Source organism: Marinobacter salinisoli (assembly GCF_017301335.1).
In the GTDB taxonomy this organism is placed as follows: Bacteria; Pseudomonadota; Gammaproteobacteria; order Pseudomonadales; family Oleiphilaceae; genus Marinobacter; species Marinobacter salinisoli.
The window spans coordinates 1,994,158-2,011,163 of the sequence record NZ_CP071247.1 but is presented as its reverse complement, the minus strand read 5'-3'; the positions used below and the strand labels follow the sequence as shown (position 1 = coordinate 2,011,163).

12 protein-coding genes are annotated in these 17,006 nt (G+C 57.4%); all 12 read right to left on the bottom strand.

Translation table 11 applies throughout. The features are described from left to right. Nucleotides 1–14: 14 nt before the first annotated feature. Entirely contained in the window at nt 15–998 is a 984-nt protein-coding gene (locus tag LPB19_RS09160; protein WP_206642626.1) for a TAXI family TRAP transporter solute-binding subunit, read from the bottom strand. Nucleotides 999–1,183: 185 nt separating this feature from the next. Then, a complete protein-coding gene (locus tag LPB19_RS09155; RefSeq protein ID WP_206642625.1) occupies nt 1,184–3,568 on the bottom strand; it encodes an efflux RND transporter permease subunit in 2,385 nt (794 codons plus the stop codon). 49 nt (nt 3,569–3,617) lie between these two features. Continuing rightward, entirely contained in the window at nt 3,618–4,763 is a 1,146-nt protein-coding gene (locus LPB19_RS09150; RefSeq protein WP_228289075.1) for a WD40/YVTN/BNR-like repeat-containing protein, read from the bottom strand. Nucleotides 4,764–4,907: 144 nt separating this feature from the next. Then, nucleotides 4,908–6,296: a DUF1329 domain-containing protein gene (locus LPB19_RS09145; protein WP_206642624.1), complete on the bottom strand. Its 1,389-nt coding sequence runs from the start codon at nt 6,294–6,296 to the stop codon at nt 4,908–4,910. Nucleotides 6,297–6,472: 176 nt separating this feature from the next. Then, nucleotides 6,473–9,115 carry an aminopeptidase N gene (gene pepN, locus LPB19_RS09140; protein WP_206642623.1) on the bottom strand — a complete coding sequence of 881 codons (2,643 nt, stop codon included), beginning with the start codon at nt 9,113–9,115 and terminating at the stop codon, nt 6,473–6,475. A gap of 79 nt (nt 9,116–9,194) precedes the next feature. Beyond that, entirely contained in the window at nt 9,195–9,995 is an 801-nt protein-coding gene (locus tag LPB19_RS09135; protein ID WP_407943956.1) for a DUF2797 domain-containing protein, read from the bottom strand. A gap of 35 nt (nt 9,996–10,030) precedes the next feature. Further along, the gene (locus LPB19_RS09130) at nt 10,031–10,339 is read right to left on the bottom strand and encodes a YeaC family protein (protein ID WP_206642621.1); all 309 of its coding nucleotides are present in this window, start codon (nt 10,337–10,339) and stop codon (nt 10,031–10,033) included. Nucleotides 10,340–10,495: 156 nt separating this feature from the next. After that, nucleotides 10,496–11,347: a rhomboid family intramembrane serine protease gene (locus LPB19_RS09125; RefSeq protein WP_206642620.1), complete on the bottom strand. Its 852-nt coding sequence runs from the start codon at nt 11,345–11,347 to the stop codon at nt 10,496–10,498. A 38-nt stretch (nt 11,348–11,385) separates the two neighbouring features. Then, complete coding sequence (locus tag LPB19_RS09120) at nt 11,386–12,399, bottom strand: metallophosphoesterase (protein ID WP_206642619.1); 1,014 nt, start codon at nt 12,397–12,399, stop codon at nt 11,386–11,388. A gap of 2 nt (nt 12,400–12,401) precedes the next feature. Further along, nucleotides 12,402–13,286, bottom strand: coding sequence for an NAD(+) kinase (locus LPB19_RS09115; RefSeq protein WP_206642618.1), 885 nt, complete (start codon nt 13,284–13,286; stop codon nt 12,402–12,404). Nucleotides 13,287–13,398: 112 nt separating this feature from the next. Next, nucleotides 13,399–14,646, bottom strand: a complete 1,248-nt coding sequence (locus LPB19_RS09110; protein WP_206642617.1) for a DNA repair protein — start codon at nt 14,644–14,646, stop codon at nt 13,399–13,401. Nucleotides 14,647–14,855: 209 nt separating this feature from the next. Beyond that, the gene (locus tag LPB19_RS09105; RefSeq protein ID WP_206642616.1) at nt 14,856–16,925 is read right to left on the bottom strand and encodes an oxidoreductase; all 2,070 of its coding nucleotides are present in this window, start codon (nt 16,923–16,925) and stop codon (nt 14,856–14,858) included. Nucleotides 16,926–17,006 lie beyond the last annotated feature (81 nt).

Sequence of the window (17,006 nt, the reverse complement as noted above, 5' to 3'; positions counted from 1 at the left end):
ACTACACCAGCAGATCAGTCGATCAGGCCGGCCTCTTTATAGTACTTGGCGGCGCCAGGGTGCAGGGGTGCACTCAGGGCGTCAGATACCATCTCTTCCTTCTTCAGGTTGGCGAAGGCCGGATGCAGTCGCTTGAAGCTATCGAAGTTTTCAAACACCGCTTTGACTACTTCGTAAACCACTTCGTCCGGGACTTCGGTGGAGGATACAAAGGTGGCAGCTACACCAAAGGTGGTCACATCCTGATCGGAACCACGATACATGCCGCCCGGGATGGTCGCCTCCCGGTAATACGGGTTGTCGGAGATCAGCTTCTGCGTGGCAGCATTATCGACATTCACGATCACACTGTCACAGGATGTGGTTGCTTCCTTGATGGCTCCAGATGGGTGGCCAACGGTGTAGAAGAAGGCATCGATGTTGCCATCACACAGGGCCTGGGACTGCTCGGCAGCTTTCAGCTCTGCAGCCAGGGAGAACTTGTCCATGCCCCAGCCCATTTCCTCCATCAGCACCTCGGCCGTGGCGCGCTGGCCTGAGCCCGGATTGCCGACAGATACACGCTTGCCTGCCAGATCTTCAAAGGAAGTGATGTTCGATCCCTTGCTGGCGACAACGGTGAAGGGCTCGGGGTGCAGGGAGAAAACCGCACGCAAGTCCTTGTTGGCGCCATCGCTTTCAAACTGGCTGGAACCGTTATAGGCATGGTACTGCCAGTCCGACTGTGCCACAGCCAAATCCAGCTCACCCTGACGAATCGCATTCAGGTTGTAAACAGAGCCACCGGTACTCTCTACCGAACAGCGAATACCATGCTCTTTACGATCCATATTTACCAGACGACAAATAGCACCGCCGGCCGGGTAGTAAACACCGGTCACACCACCCGTACCAATTGTCACGAAACGCTGTTCCTGGGCCAATACTGACGTGGACGCAGCACCAACACTGACTGCCGCAGCAACAGCGAGAGCAGATACCTTGGATTTTAGTGTCATGTTTTTTATTCCTTATTTCGACCGTTAGGTTTGATAGCCCGTCTGTTCCCGAGGGCTAATTTTGGCTCGTATTAGAACATAGACCACAATACGCCATAAATAAAGTTGCGGAAGATCAGCTAACCAATTGACCTTAAAAACAAAAAAGCCCGCGAAGCGGGCCTTTTTGCGAAACCTTGAAAGGTTTACTTGGCGGCGCGGGCCTTCGCCAGCATGCGGTCCGGCCGCAGCAGGAAGCGAGCCAGTGCCGGCAGCAGCCAGATGGCTCCTACCATGTTCCACAAGAACATGAAGAACAACAGCAGCCCCATATCGGCCTGGAACTTGATCGGCGAGAAGATCCAGGTCACAACACCCAGGCCTAGCGTAATGCCGGTAAAGATAACGGCCTTACCTGTGGACTTCAGGGTTTCAAAATACGCATCCTGAAGCGTCTTGCCTTCCAGCAGGAACTTCTCCAGTTTGCTGTAAATGTAGATACCGTAGTCAACCCCGATACCGACACCCAGCGCGATCACAGGCAGCGTAGCCACTTTGATGCCGATGCCAGATACCGCCATGATCGCTTCACACAGGATCGAAGTCAGACCCAGAGGCACCACGATACACAGAACCGCACGGATCGAACGGAATGTGAGCAAGCAAAGCAAACTCACCACACCGTAAACCATGATCAGCATCTTGTCCTTGGCGGTGGAAATGACCTCGTTGGTGGCCGCTTCCACACCGGCGTTACCGGCTGCCAGCAGGAACGTGTGCTGATCGCTGCTGTTGTTGCTCGCGAATTCCTCGACCCGGTCAACCACAGTCTGCAGGGTTTCTGCTTTATGGTCTTCCAGGAACACCAGTACCGGTGTCAGGCTACAGTCCGTGTTGATCAGACCAGACGGTGCGTTGCGGATCGACGCATTGATGATGGTTTGGTTGCGGGAGATCTCGAACCACTTCCAGTTACCCTCGTTCAGGGCCTTGGTCACGATCTTGGACACGTCCGCCAGAGAAGCGGAGGACTGCACACCCGGAGTGTTCTGAAGTTCCCACTGGAGGTTGTCCATGGCACGCAGAACGCTGTACTGGGTACACTCTTCCTGGGGCGTCTTCACCATGACCACGAGCACGTCTGCACTGGTGGAATAGTTGTCGATGATGAAGGCGTTGTCCTTGTTGTAACGGGAGTCCGGACGCAGCTCCGGTGCACCCTGATCCAGGTCACCAACCTTCAGGTCCTGCTTGTAATACAGGCCCAGACCCAGGCCGATCACCGCAATCAGCAGGGAAATCGGCGCAACACTCGGGTGCGAGAAGTAAGACAGGGTACGCCACTTGCGATCCTGTTTTTCACTGCGATTCTGCACATGACGCACGCCACCTTTGGAGATGCCCAGGTAAGACATGATCAGTACGTGCATCACCAGGTTGGTGATGATCACAAACGCCACACCGATACCGGCAGCAATCGCCAGATCACGGATGACGTCGATCTCGATGAAGAACAGCGTCAGGAAGCCGAACGCATCAGAAATCAGCGCCAGCATGCCCGGGATGTAGAGGGCCCGGAAGGCCAGACGGGCCGCGGTCACGGAATCGAAGCCCTTGGCAGCCTCCACCGCCATCGCGTTGACGATCTGAACCCCGTGACTGATACCGATCGCGAACACCAGGAACGGAACCAGTACGGAATACGGATCCAGACCATAGCCCAGCAGGCGCAGAGTACCCAGCTGCCAGAACACCGCCACGATGGACGTGAACACTGGCACCAGGGTGCCGGTCAGGGAACGCGAGTACCAGAACAGGAGCAGTGTGGTCAGGCCAATAGTGATCGCGGCGAAGTAAGCGATAGAGCCAATGCCTTCGATCAGGTCACCCACTTTCTTGGCAAAGCCGACAATGTGGATGTCTACGTTGGCGTTCTGATCTTCGTACTTCTGACGGATCTTTTCTTCCAGCTGACGGGAGAACTCTCCGTAATCCAGCGGTTCGCCGGTCTCGGGGTTTTTCTCGTAAAGCGGCGCATAAACAATCGTGGACCGGAAATTGTCAGCAATCAGGCGACCCACCTCGTTGGAGCGCAGAACGTTCTGGCGCAGCTGTTCCAGGCTGGGTTCGGAACCATCGTAGTTATCCGGAATCACCGTACCGCCCTGGAAGCCCTGCTCGGTCACTTCCACCCAGCGAACGTTCGAAGTCCAAAGCGACTTCAGCCCGGAGCGATCGACCCCGTTCAGATAGAACACCTCATCAGTGATCTGCTTGAGGGTTTCCATGTACTCGGGGGTAAAGATATCCCCTTCTTTTGTTTCTACCGCAATACGAACGAAGTTACCGAGGTTCTGCAGATCGTCCCGGTGTTCGAGCATGTTCACGATGTACGGGTGCTCAAGCGGAATCATCCGCTCGAAACTGGCATCTGGCTGAATCTTCACCGCGTTGTAACCAAGGAACACGGTTACCAGCAGGAAGAAAAACAGGATGCCAGCGCGATTGTTGAAAATCAGGCGTTCCAGAAACGGTTCAGCCTTTGGCGTTGTTATGTAGTGCTCGCCCTTGTCATGCATAGGGTTGGACATTCAAAAAGCCCCTCTATCTTCAATGTTCCGTTGATGCCGCGTCAGGGCGTTACTGAATATTTTTGCCTTTGGCATCGGTCAGCTCTGCGCCGCCTTCACCAACCAGCAGGAGATCCGTACCTGACACTGGCACGACGCTCATGACGCCCTGCCGGTCACCGCGAACATAGGCGCGGAACGTATCACCGGCATTACCACTGACCAGCACAGCGCCTCCGGTCCCAACCAGAACGATGCGAGAATCATCCGCGAAGCCGTCGTTCAGAGTTGCCGTCGTACCGCTGTTGAGCACAGTCCAGTTTTTTCCAAGATCCGTCGACATCAGCAGAGTGCCGCGCAGGCCGAAGGCCAGGATTTCATTCACGCGACCGGTGCCGATAACGCCGAAAAGCGAGCCGGGATAGGGCCCCTCGCGACTCTCCCAGGTCTCACCATCGTCGACAGAGACGTGAATCTGGCCAGCTTCACCGACAATCACCATGGCTCCGCCGGCGATTTCAGCGATACCGTTCAGGTGGAAGTTCTGGGGATTCTCCATTCGAGGCGACCAGTCCTGCCAGCTTTCACCACCATCAGCAGTGTGGAACAGCATGCCGTAGGCGCCGATGACGAATCCACGGTCTTCATCAAGAAAGAGGACATCCAGGAACGGATTCACCGGGCCAATGTCCAGATCTGCCTGCATGTTCTCCAGTGAGAAATACAGATCATCCAGAGCCCATTCCAGGTCTGATTTCTCATCACCGGATGCAGCCTCTACCTTCTCTTCCATTTCCGCGATGGCTTCTTCCTGGCTTTCGATAGCCAACTCGGCGGCCTGAATACCGGTAAACTGCACCTCCCAGCTGGAACCGGAATCATCTGAGTGCAGCACAACTCCGCTGTGGCCAACCGCCCAACCATGGGTTTCGGATGCGAAATCAAGCGCGGTCAGGGTCACGGACACGGGCACCTCTGCCTGAGTCCAGCTCTGGCCCTGATCATCAGAGACAATGATATGGCCACGTTCGCCAATGGCCACCATACGGTCGCCAGCCCGTTCAACGTCAGTCAGAAGATTCTCGGGTGCCAGATCGGTTGCCCGCGCCGGTGTCTCGATCACGTCCGCAAGCGCAAATGCAACGGGGGACGCACAGGCCATGGAAAGCCCAAGGCTCGCAGCGCCCAGGGTTTTACACATTAAGCTTGTAGCCATTCGAATTGCCTATAAGTTGTTTTTACTGGGTGACTCTGGCCAGCAAAGCTGGCTCCAACTGTGAACATACCGGCAACCTCACGGCAGCCGGTATGTCTAGCGCCAACTCCGTCTGGCGCGGAATAATGCATTAAAACCTGGTTGTTAGCGAACACTCCGACGACGCAGAGATGCCGGGGAGAAGTAGCGCTTGTTCGGAACTTCGTCGGTGAAGATCCGGGTGTTTGGCTCTTCGTTGTCCAGACCAAGTACGTGGTAGCGACGGGCCTGAAGGTCATGGAACACTTCCAGACCGGTCCAGACGCCCGGCAGCTCGTAGTAGTTTTTCAGGATACCGTGGGTAATCCGCCACAGCTCGCCACGACCGTCGTACTGGTCAACCAGTGCCACGTTCCAGCTGTCGGCATCGACATAGAAGCGACGCTTGCCATAAATGTGGCGCTCACCACCTTTCAGGGTTGCGGTGACCACGTGCACGCGGTGCAGTTCCCAGCGCATGTAGTCCGGGTTCAGGTGCGCCAGACCCAGAACGTCGTCATAGGAGAGCTTGTTACTGGTGATCTCGTAGTTGTTATACGGGATGTACACCTCACGCATGCCTTCGTACGTCCAGTTGTAACGATCCAGAGCACCGTTGAAGATATCGGTGTCATCCGCGGTACGCAGGTTATCCGCTGCCGCAACCGGGCTGTCGTAACCCAGGTTGGGAGCACGGCGCACCCGCCGCTGACCAGCGTTGTAACCCCAGCCGTTACGCGGATTGATGATCTGGTTCAGGGTTTCGTGAACGAGGATCGCACCACCGGCGAGACGGGGCGGAGACTGGGTGAAAGACAGGTAGTAGAAGATAACGTTATCAAGGTCTTTCTCGTTGCCTTCTGGATTGTAGAAGTTAAAGAAGGCCTCTTGCTGGGAAGTAACCAGCGTGTAATCGCCGTTCTGCTGGACAGCCACCTCACTGGAGCGACGCGTGAGGTAGACACCGCGCCAGCGGGTCAGGTGGTTCCAGATCACCTGCCATGCTTTTTGTTCGTCATTGCCGTGCAGGATCGGGAACGGATAACCACCGAAAGCGCCGTCCAGGCCTTCCCCTTGACCCACAACTTCAGCGTTTGTGGCGTTCTTGCGAATATTCTTTTCAACCCAGGTCGGCAGCGCATGGGTACGACGCGACTGGTAAACCGGGATTTCGAAAGTGGTCGGGTATGCCTTCAGCAGTGCATTGAGGCCATCGGTCAGATGCTCGGAGAACTGATCGGCGTTAGCCCCATTAATGGTAAACAGTACTTCATCATCCGGGAACGGATTGATGTGGTGCTGGCCACTGCCTTCGTAGCCAACTGGCGGCTCGGTCAAACCACCGTCCCACGCAGGAATGGTGCCGGAAGCGTTGCCTGCTTTCACCGAACCGAAAGGCGTCAGATCCTGACCAAGACGATTCGCCTCATTTTGAGAGACTGCTGCCGAGAGCGGAGTAGCAGCGACAGAAAGGGCCATAAGCCCGCCGAGAATAGCGTTCTTGTTGTATTTCATATCCAACCTTAATCCGTCTGGAGGCCTTTGATGGGCTCTTTATTATTGCCTGATGGGAGTTCAGACTTTCAGACAGATTAACGTCTCGCGCTAACAAGTCTATCGACCGAAAGTGCGATTTTGTATCCGGCTGTCACGCAAGATTACAAAGACAGCCGGATAGACAAGAACTTAGCTCAATCCGCAAGGCTCTTGTGGACGACTTCATAAACGTCCTTGGACAATCCGGACTTATCCCGAACCTGTTCCAGAGCTGATTTCATCTGGCTGCGATAGGCCGGCGCAAACTTTTTCCAGCGGGTCAGCGGAGTGACCAGTCGCGCAGCAATCTGCGGGTTAATGTCATCCAGTCGACACACCTGCTCGGCAAGGAAATCGTACCCGGAGCCATCGACTGCATGAAATCCGGGCAGATTCTGGCCAGCAAAAGCACCGATGACCGACCGCACCTTGTTCGGGTTGCGCCAGTCAAAGGCCTCGTGCTCAAGCAGTGCTCGAACCTTGGGCAACTGCCCCGCAACCGGGCTGGAAGCCTGAACCGAGAGCCACTGCTCCACCACCTGTGGATCGGTCTGGAAACGCTGGTAAAAGTCGTCCAGTACCTGCTCACGATCCGACTCGTAGTCGGAGTTCACCAGCGCCCGAAGCGCACCCATGCGGTCGGTCATGTTGTCAGCTTCGCGGTACTGCCGCAGGGCCAATTCGCGCCCTTCTTCGTCATTAATCACCAGCAGCCAGGCCAACGCGGTATTCCGCAAACTGCGGCGCGCGACCTGTTCCGGCGTTACTGCGTAATCCTCGCCACTCGCGTTGCGGCGGTAACAGGCCACCAGATCGTCCCGCAGTGCAATGGCCAGATGCTTCAGGACCCGCTCGCGGGCGGCATGGATTGCCGGCACGTCGGCCTCACGGGCAAGTTCAATCAGGTACGCTTCGGATGGCAACTGCAGCATCTTGGCAACAAGCGCCTGATCCAGCGAGGAATCCGTCACCAGGTGGCGATAAGCAGTCACCAGCCGGGAATCCAGAGGCGTATCTTTCGGCTCGCCGACCAGAGACTGAATCACATCCACCGCCAGCCGCTGACCAGCGTCCCAGCGGTTGAAACCGTCAGGGTCGTGGCTCATGAGGAACAACAACTGCTCACGGGTCCAGGGGTAATGCACACGCACCGGTGCCGAGAAGTGACGCAGCAGTGACGGCGTCGGTTTCTGCGCCAGGCCGTGGAACTCAAACACATGGGATTCGTCCGTCAGTTCCAGCACGCGTTCAACGGGCGCATCCTGCTCATTGGCGGACAGACGCAACGGCAGAGCTTTGCCGTGCTCATCCAGCAGGCCCAGGGCGAACGGTGTGTGTTGGGGCTGTTTGTCAGTTTGTCCCGGGGTGTCCGGAATGCTCTGGCGAACAGTCAGGCGGTATACTCCCCGCTCTGCGTCAAACTCATCCGCTACGTCCAGTACCGGCGTCCCGGCCTGCTCGTACCACAGACGGAACTGGGACAGATCGCGTCCAGACGCATCCTCCATCGCTTTGACAAAATCATCGGTGGTAACCGCCTGGCCGTCGTGGCGCTCGAAGTAGAGGTCACTGCCCTTGCGGAACAGGTCTTCGCCCAGCAAGGTGCGAATCATGCGCACCACTTCCGCGCCCTTTTCGTAGATGGTCAGGGTGTAGAAGTTGGAAATCTCGATGTAAGAAGACGGGCGCACCGGATGCGACATGGGCCCGGCATCCTCCGCGAACTGCGCAGTGCGCATCAGGGTAGCATCTTCAATGCGCTTGACCGTATCGGACCCCATATCCGCCGAGAACTGGGCATCCCGCAGCACGGTAAACCCTTCTTTCAAGCTGAGCTGGAACCAGTCACGACAGGTAACGCGGTTCCCGGACCAGTTGTGGAAGTACTCGTGGGCGACAATGGCTTCGATGCGCTGGAATGCCACATCCGTGGCGGTCTCCTTGCTGGCCAGCACGCAGGACGAATTGAAAATGTTCAACCCCTTGTTCTCCATGGCACCCATGTTGAAGTCGTCCACGGCCACGATCATAAAGATGTCGAGATCGTACTCACGACCGTACACGTCTTCATCCCAGCGCATGGAACGCTTGAGCGAATCCATGGCATGGGCACACTTGTCAGCGTTGCGGGGCTCGACATACATCCTCAGGTCGATGTCACGACCCGAGCAGGTGGTAAACGTATCGCGTTTTTCCACCAGGTCACCGGCAACCAGGGCAAACAGATAGCAGGGTTTGGGAAAAGGGTCTTCCCAGGTAACGAAGTGGCGGTCATTGTCCAGATCGCCGGACTCAACGGGGTTACCGTTGGACAACAGCACCGGGTAGGCGGTTTTATCGGCCTCGACACGGGTCCGGAATCGAGCCATGACATCCGGCCGATCCGGGAAGAAGGTAATGCACCGGAAGCCTTCGGCCTCGCACTGGGTACAGAACATACCAGAAGACTTGTACAGCCCTTCAAGACGGGTGTTGTTCTGGGGCTCAATCCAGGTCACCACGGATAGCTTGAACTGCTCTGGTACCGAGTTAACGATGAGCCTGTCGCCACGATCCTCAAACGCGTCGTCCGCCAGGACCTCACCATTCAGGGCAACGGATTCCAGTACCAGGCTGTCACCATCCAGTTCAAGCGGAGCTGCGCCGGCATCGGACTCGGGATTACGGCGGATGGCCAGAGTGCTGTGTACCCGCGCGCCGTCTTCAAACAGTTCAAACCGGAGATCGACGTTATCCACCAGATACGCTGGAACACGATACTCACTCAGGTAAATAGTCTGTGGCTGGTTGGTGCGCATACTTTTCTCCAGATGGCGCTGCCGCAGATGAGATACAGTGCGGCAGCCGAGTCATTCATTCACCCAACACAAGGTCGTTTCAGTTGTCCATGACGCGAAAACGAACTTCGTAACCGGTGAATTTACGAATATTGATCACGCCGGTGTCGAGAATCAGATACTGGCCTTTTACCCCCTCCAGCACACCCTCGACCTCCGGATTCTTGTCCAGATTGTGGGTTTTCACCTTGGCCGGCCAAACCTCAACCGGATAGCTCAAGCCGAGCCCTTTCTCACCCACTTCGCGGATGGAGTCCTCGCCGTGAGTCGCTCTCAGGGATGCCAGATCGTCGCCTATCAGCGACAGCATCCGGCGCCGCTCCGCCTGAAGATCCAATTCAGGAACGTCGCCCTTGAGCATGGCTCGCCAGTTGGTGCGATCCGCGACATGGCTTTTGCAGGCGACTTCCACCAGCCCGGCCAGGTATCGAGAAGAGACCCGGACCATTGGAATGGCATCCACCGCACCCTGGTCAATCCAGCGCGTCGGCACCTGCGTCGCCCGCGTGATGCCCACTTTCAGGCCCGAAGAGTTGGCGAGGTAGACCACATGCTCCACCATGCAGTGAGTTTCGCCCCACTCCGGCTCGCGACAGGTGCCCAGATGAAAATGACATTTTTCCGGGCTCATGATGCAGCTGTCGCAGGCCGCCAGCTTACGGAAGCAGGGATAGCAGTAACCCTGGTTGAAGCTTTTCTTGGTGCTGCGATCGCAGTGGATACAACGAATGACACCCTCAAAATCAATCCGTATGGCCTTGCCCAGCAGGTCATTCAGCGGTAAGCGGCTGTCACCGACGGCCAACTGGTAGGCCACTGGCTCCCCGGCTTCAGCCGGCATCTTGCGCAGGCGGCCGGTCAGATCCACGGAAGTGCTCAAGACTTGACCTCAAAGAACTGATCCGAATCAGCTGACTCGCCTTCATTGCCGGCGCTTTGCCCTCCCATCATGCCGACGGTAGGATCACAGGCCGTGCCTGCTTTGCTGCCCCGATCAATGTAGCCGGTTCGCTCCTGCGCAGGCACCCCGTGAAGGTCCTCGTAGTGGATAATCGCCTGCAGGCTGATTTCCCGCTGCTCACGTGTCAGCGGGCGCCCATCCGGCCACTTCCCGAGCTCAACGGACTGACGCAGGTTCCGGTATACCATTGGATCCAGCCGCTCAATCAGCTCATCGTAAGTCATTCGACTCCCCCACAATAGAAAACGTCATAAACCGTTTGACAAACGCAAACGATAATAATTATCATTTAACCACCAAATGACACAGGTCGTATCATTTGGTCTCTCTCATCAGGAGCAATACGCTTCTTTTATGCCCCGCCATCTGGCGGGGTCTTTTTACTTTCTTACGGGCAGCACCAAAGCTGCGACCACTCCAGCCAAAAACCCGCCCAGATGCGCTTCGTTCGCCATCCGGCCCAGCCCAACCATTTCAGTCAGCGGGGTAAAACCGACCACCATCCAGATCACAGCGAAGGTCACCAGAGCGGGCGGAAAATGGAACCGCGGAGCCTTACGCTGGCTCAGCCAGCAGTAGCCAAGGATACCGTAGACCACACCCGACAATCCTCCGAACAAGGGTCCGGAAACCAGATACTGAAGTCCATTCGAGAAAATACTGGTAGCGAGGAACAGCGTGATCAGCCGACCCCGGCCATCAAACCACTCTACCTGGCTTCCCAGAAACCACATCATGACCCCGTTAAAAATAATGTGGGTCCAGCTGAAGTGCAGAAAATCCGGTGTAATCAGGCGCCAGACCTGCCCCTGGCCGAGGCTTTGCGCCAGGGCGCTGACCCGATCCGACATACTCATCCAGTCAAAGGCCCGGGGATCGACGACCATCATGGCAGCGGCAAACTCGTTACGCCCCATGGCTGTGAGCCAGACCATGACAACGGCCATCACGACAATGCCCAGTACGACAGGCGCATGCCGGGGAGACGGTTGCCAGCGCCCCCCGACGAAAACCGGTGAACGGTCCATTCGGTTGACCGCCTCTCGCAATTCCGGCTCCGTCAGAAATCGCTCCAGCGCCACCAGCACCGGCTCGGCATGTTCAGGATTCTCGAGCCAGAGCACCTGGGAGCCGCCCTCTTCCGTGATTTGGTGACGCACGCCCTGGCCAGTCAGCCAGCGGCTGAAGCCCTCCAGGTTTTCCGTGGTTTCAAGCTGTTTAACGCGGTACACAAACGTCCTCGCTGAAGAAATGCCGCAGACCGGACTGGTCAGCGGGCAACGCTGTCTTCCATTCCGGGATAGCCGGGCGCTTCCGGCCGCTCCACATCCACCCAGACAAACTTGTCCGGCGACAGCACCGTTTCGCCGTCCATGCGGTACGCCACCAGCTTGCCGTATTTCACCGCGCTGTAATCAATACACGCTACATTGTGTTTCAAAGGCGCTGGCGCCCCTTCCATCCAGTAGTGCCCAACAAACACCGGGGGCGCGTCCAGCGGATAGCTGATCAACTGAGCCCTTTCGTGCTCACGAAGCGGCCGGCGAGCCACTTCCTCAGGCAGCGGATCGGGCTGGAACACCACATCGGCATAGGTCTCCGGCTCGTCGGCCCAGAATTTGGTTCGAAAGAATTCCCGGACATAGCCATCGCTGCCTGTAATGGACATCCCTTCCGGCAGCCTCAGATCGGTGCCCCTGAGCAGGGTATCCATCACCTGTCCGGCAAAGGAATCCAGGGCGGCCGACGCATGAAGAAAGTCCTCGTCAATGCAGGCGCCGCCCTGGGACTGTTTGAACTTCTCGATCAGATCGCCATCCCAACAGGCGTGCACGACCCGAAAGCCGTCTTCATCAATAAACAAAGGAATGGTGTAGAACCACTCGAGGAAGTCATTCCACTCGTGGGGATGAGCATCGAACTGATCCAGGGTTTCCCGGATCAGGCGATCGTGGCGGGCGTTGTGCTCGCGCAACCATTTTTTCCCACTGCCCGGGCGGGCACGGGTGCAGTACCCCAGCGCGTTGTATTCATGATTCCCCATGACAATACGCGCCGAGCCATGCTCGACCATATCACGTACCAGGTGCAGGGCCTCCCGGATGCGCGGCCCGCGATCAATGATATCCCCGATAAACACGGCCTGGCGGCGGGTGTGCTGGTATACACCGTTTACTTTCCGGTAGCCCATCTGCTCCAGCAACCGGATCAGCGTATTGGCGCAACCATGGATATCCCCAATAACGTCGTAACCGCGATTCGCGGCCTGAGTACCAACAGCCATGATCAACCCGCCGAAATCTCGCTCGCCCAGCCAAGTTTGTCACGGCAGGTAGCGTAAAAATTGTGATCCGTTGGGTGAATCAGACGAATCTTGAACGGCTTTTTCGTAATTCGGATGATATCCCCCGGCGCGCACGCAATGTTCATCTGGCCATCGAACGAGATCTGCGGATAGGTTTCGTTGGTTTCACCGATCACCAGTTTGATTTCGCTCTGGCCATCTACAACGATCGGGCGGCTACTCAGGGTATGGGGAAACATGGGCACCAATACAATGGCATCCAGCTTGGGATGCATGATGGGGCCACCGGCAGACAGGGAATAGGCGGTTGAACCGGTTGGCGTAGCGACAATCAGGCCATCCGATCGCTGGCTGTAGACAAAATGCCCGTCGATGAAGAGATCGAACCCGATCATTCGCGTTGATTTACCGGGATGCAACACCACATCGTTCAGAGCGGTACCAAACCCCAGCGGCTGACCGTTGCGCTCAACGTTGCCATCCAGCAGGAAGCGGGTTTCCTCAATGTAGTCCCCCTCAAGCACACGGCCCAGACGCTCCTCGAGGTCGGAGGGTGCGATATCGGTGAGGAACCCCAAGCGCCCGCGGTTCACCCCAAGCAAAGGAATCTTGGATTTGGCCAGTTCTCTTGCCGCCCCGAGCAAGCTACCGTCACCGCCCACCACGATCACCAGATCACAGATCTCGCCCAGCAGTTTCTTGCTGGCCACCTGAAGGCCATGGCCGGGCAGCATGCCTGCTGTGTCTTCTTCAAGAATGACGTGATAGTTATTGGATATGAGGTATTGCTTGAGCTGGCGCAGCGACTCGACCACCTTGACGCTGCCCAGCCGGCCGATGACGCCGATATTCCTGAACTGATCCATGAGGCTTCCTGTGGTGTCTGGGTGCCAAGGGGAGTGACCTGTCCGCTGGCTCCCTAGGGTTTGGCACTCAGTTTAACGAAACTTCGCCCGATTCTGAAAAAAGTTCGCTACTTCAGGCCGGATGCAGCTCGCATCGGTCGTCGATACCGGCCCGGAATTCCCCGGGCTGACTGACGCGCATGATCGGTTCGCCACAGGCTTGGCCGCCATCGCCCAGATGCTGGCAGGTTGGATTTTCGTAGTGCTCCAGCCACTCGCGGTAGGCAGGCTCATTCATGCCACAACGGTCTGCGGCGTAGGCCACCGGGTTGTCGAAATAACCCTCAATGTCGTCAAACGGAAGGGTGACGTGACCGATGCCGTGGTGGTACGCCACCAGAAACACCGACTGCTTCCGGAGCTGTTCCATGAGGGTGCCCTCAGTGGGTTCACGATGACGGAGTTCGTGATTTTCCTGCTCCAGGGCAACGATTTTCTCATCCCGGCTCTCCAGTTCCCGCTGCCGGCGCTCCAGTTGCTCGCGCAACAGAACCAGCTCGGCCCCCGATTTGGCGTCATCGCGCTGCTGGGCCTCCCCCTCGGACGCCACCTGTTCCTGCAGGGAAAGATACTGCTCATTGCGCTCCGACAAGCGCTTCTTGAGTTGCTCGTTGTTCAGGCGCATGCGCTCGAACTTCTGTTCGAGTTCAGTAATTTCGTTGCGCAGGGTTTGCAGTTCAACCCGATGCTCACGCTGAACGTCCGCCAGCGAGTCGCGATGAACACTCTGAAGGGTCTTGATCCGCAGGCGCTGCTCGCGAATCAACTGAGCAAGGCGGGCCCGCTCTTTTGCACTGGCATCGTCTTTGGGTTCCGGCTTGGGCTCGGGAGCTGCAGCCAGAACCGGGATTTCTTCGGCTTCTACCGGTTCGATCTTTCTGAATTTCAGCGAGTTGGCGTCAACAGCCTTGCGAATAGACTGGAAGTGATTGTTGCCGGGCGTCATATCAGGGTCCCACAGCTCCTCCGCGAAATGAGGCTCCGGACACTGACTGCGACATACCAGACGAATCGATCCGCCACCAAGGTCCGGGCCTTTGGCACCGCGCCTGGCAAGATCTTCGATGGGAACATTCCAGCTCGAATCGGCCCGACCTTCCTCATCGAACCAGATACGGAAAAACACCAGCGCCTGAACGGTGAGCTCACCGCTCAGTTCAACCAACACGGCTTTGACGTCAGATTCGGCCAGATCAGACAGACCGACATATCCGTCCAGGAAAGCGCCGAACTCTGTCGCGCGCATCTGCCGCGCCACCCGGCTTCCGTCCATGAAAAATACCGCCGAATACCCCTCTGTTGCCTGGTCGGCAGATACCATCTGTAACTCCCCTCACGCCGAAATCTTGGACACTCACACGACGAACACCCTGGTAGTGTTCCATCCATTACAAGAGCCGACGGGCCGCCCCGGGCGGCATACACCAGGAGAAGCCCGTCGCTGGCTATTTCTTTGAGTACTAGTCTAGCCAGTCCGCTGTCTGTGCACAGGAGAAAACTGCAACGTTTTGTGTCACGCGGAACCGCGTCTCACAGCTCCGCTGCCAACTGCGTGCCCTGACTGATAGCTCGCTTGGCGTCCAGCTCTGCAGCCACGTCGGCGCCACCGATCAGGTGCACCGGCACGCCAGCTGACTCAAGGCCCGCCTGCAGCTCGCGCAACGGTTCCTGGCCCGCACAGATAATGATGGTATCCACCGGCAGCACCCGATCCTCACCCAACTCCGCGCCTTTGGGCGTGATGGTGATATGCAGGCCTTGATCGTCGATTTTCCGATAGGTCACACCCGGCACCATTTGAACGTTGCGATGCTTCAGCGACGTCCGGTGAATCCAGCCGGTAGTTTTCCCGAGGTTTTTACCAACCTTGGATGCCTTGCGCTGCAGCAGGTAAACCTCGCGCGCCGGCTCAGGCACTTCCGCCTGCACACCTTTGATGCCACCGCGGTGCCCGACGCTCAGGTCGACACCCCACTCCCGCATGAAGTGGTCGGTATCCAGAGACGGTGACTCGCCTTTGTGAACGATGAACTCGGACACGTCGAAGCCGATACCGCCGGCGCCGATAACCGCAACTTTCTGCCCAACCGGCTTGCGACCGAGCAGAGCATCCAGGTAGCCAATCACCTTCGGATGGTCGACACCCTCAATATCCGGCGTGCGGGGCTCGACACCAGTGGCCAGAACCACCTGATCGAATCCGCCGCTTTTCAGGTCTTCCACACCAACGCGGGTATTCAGGCGAACGTCCACGCCGTACTTGTCGAGCATTACGCGGAAGTAGCGCAGGGTTTCGTAAAACTCTTCCTTGCCCGGAATGCGCTTGGCCACGTTGAACTGACCGCCCACCTCGCTCCCGGCGTCAAACAGGGTCACCTTGTGCCCACGCTCAGCCGCCGTGGTGGCAAACGCAAGCCCCGCAGGACCAGCACCCACCACAGCAAAGGACTTCGGATTGGCGGTTTTCACCCAGGTGAGTTCGGTTTCGTGACAGGCACGGGGGTTAACCAGGCAGGACGTCAGCTTGCCGCTGAAGGTATGGTCCAGACAGGCTTGGTTACAGCCAATGCAGGTGTTGATTTCGTCAGCGCGATCTTCCGCGGCTTTCAGGACCAGATCGGCATCGGCCAGGAACGGACGCGCCATGGACACCATGTCAGCATCCCCTTCGGCAAGAATCTTCTCAGCCACATCGGGCATATTGATGCGGTTGGTTGTCACCAGAGGGATGCTTACCTCACCCTTGAGACGCGCGGTGACCTTGGTGAAAGCCCCGCGCGGCACAGAGGTGGCAATCGTCGGCACCCGCGCCTCATGCCAGCCGATGCCGGTATTGATGATGGTCGCGCCGGCCTTTTCGATCTCTTTGGCGAGGTGGACCACCTCCTCCCAGGTGCTGCCATCCTCAATCAGATCCAGCATGGACAGGCGGTAAACCAGAATAAAGTTCTCGCCCACTTCCTCACGGACACGACGGACGATTTCCAGCGGCAGACGAATCCTGTTTTCGTAACTGCCTCCCCAGCGGTCGGTACGCTGGTTGGTATGGGACACGATAAACTGGTTAATAAAGTAGCCTTCCGAGCCCATGATCTCTACGCCATCGTAACCGGCTTTCTGGGCCAGGGCCGCGCAGGTCACGTAATCCTGAATCTGCTTTTCGATCCCCTCTTCATCCAGCTCTTTGGGCTTGAACGGATTGATCGGCGCCTGAATGGCAGAAGGCGCGACCAGCTCCGGTGAGTAGGCGTATCGACCGGCATGCAGAATCTGCATGCAGATCTTGCCGTCGGCCTGGTGAACGGCGCGAGTGATGACCTTGTGCTTTTCCACCTCGTCGTCGGTGGTCATCTTGGCGGCATGCTGAAACACTCCACCCTCAACGTTCGGCGCAATACCACCGGTGACAATCAGACCGGCTCCGCCACGAGCACGCTCGGCGTAAAAGGCGGCCAGGCGCTCGAAACCGTTCTTGGCTTCTTCCAGCCCCGTGTGCATGGAACCCATCAGGGTGCGGTTACGCAGCGTGGTAAAGCCAAGATCCAGTGGCTTCAGCAAGTTCGGGTACTTGGCAACGCCCGGTGTGGTGGTATCGGTCATGTTTGGTCTCCTTTATTGTCGTATCCCCCGCGCGCCGAAGCACCTGCGGGGGCCGGAATGTCGATTAAATTACTCGGCTTA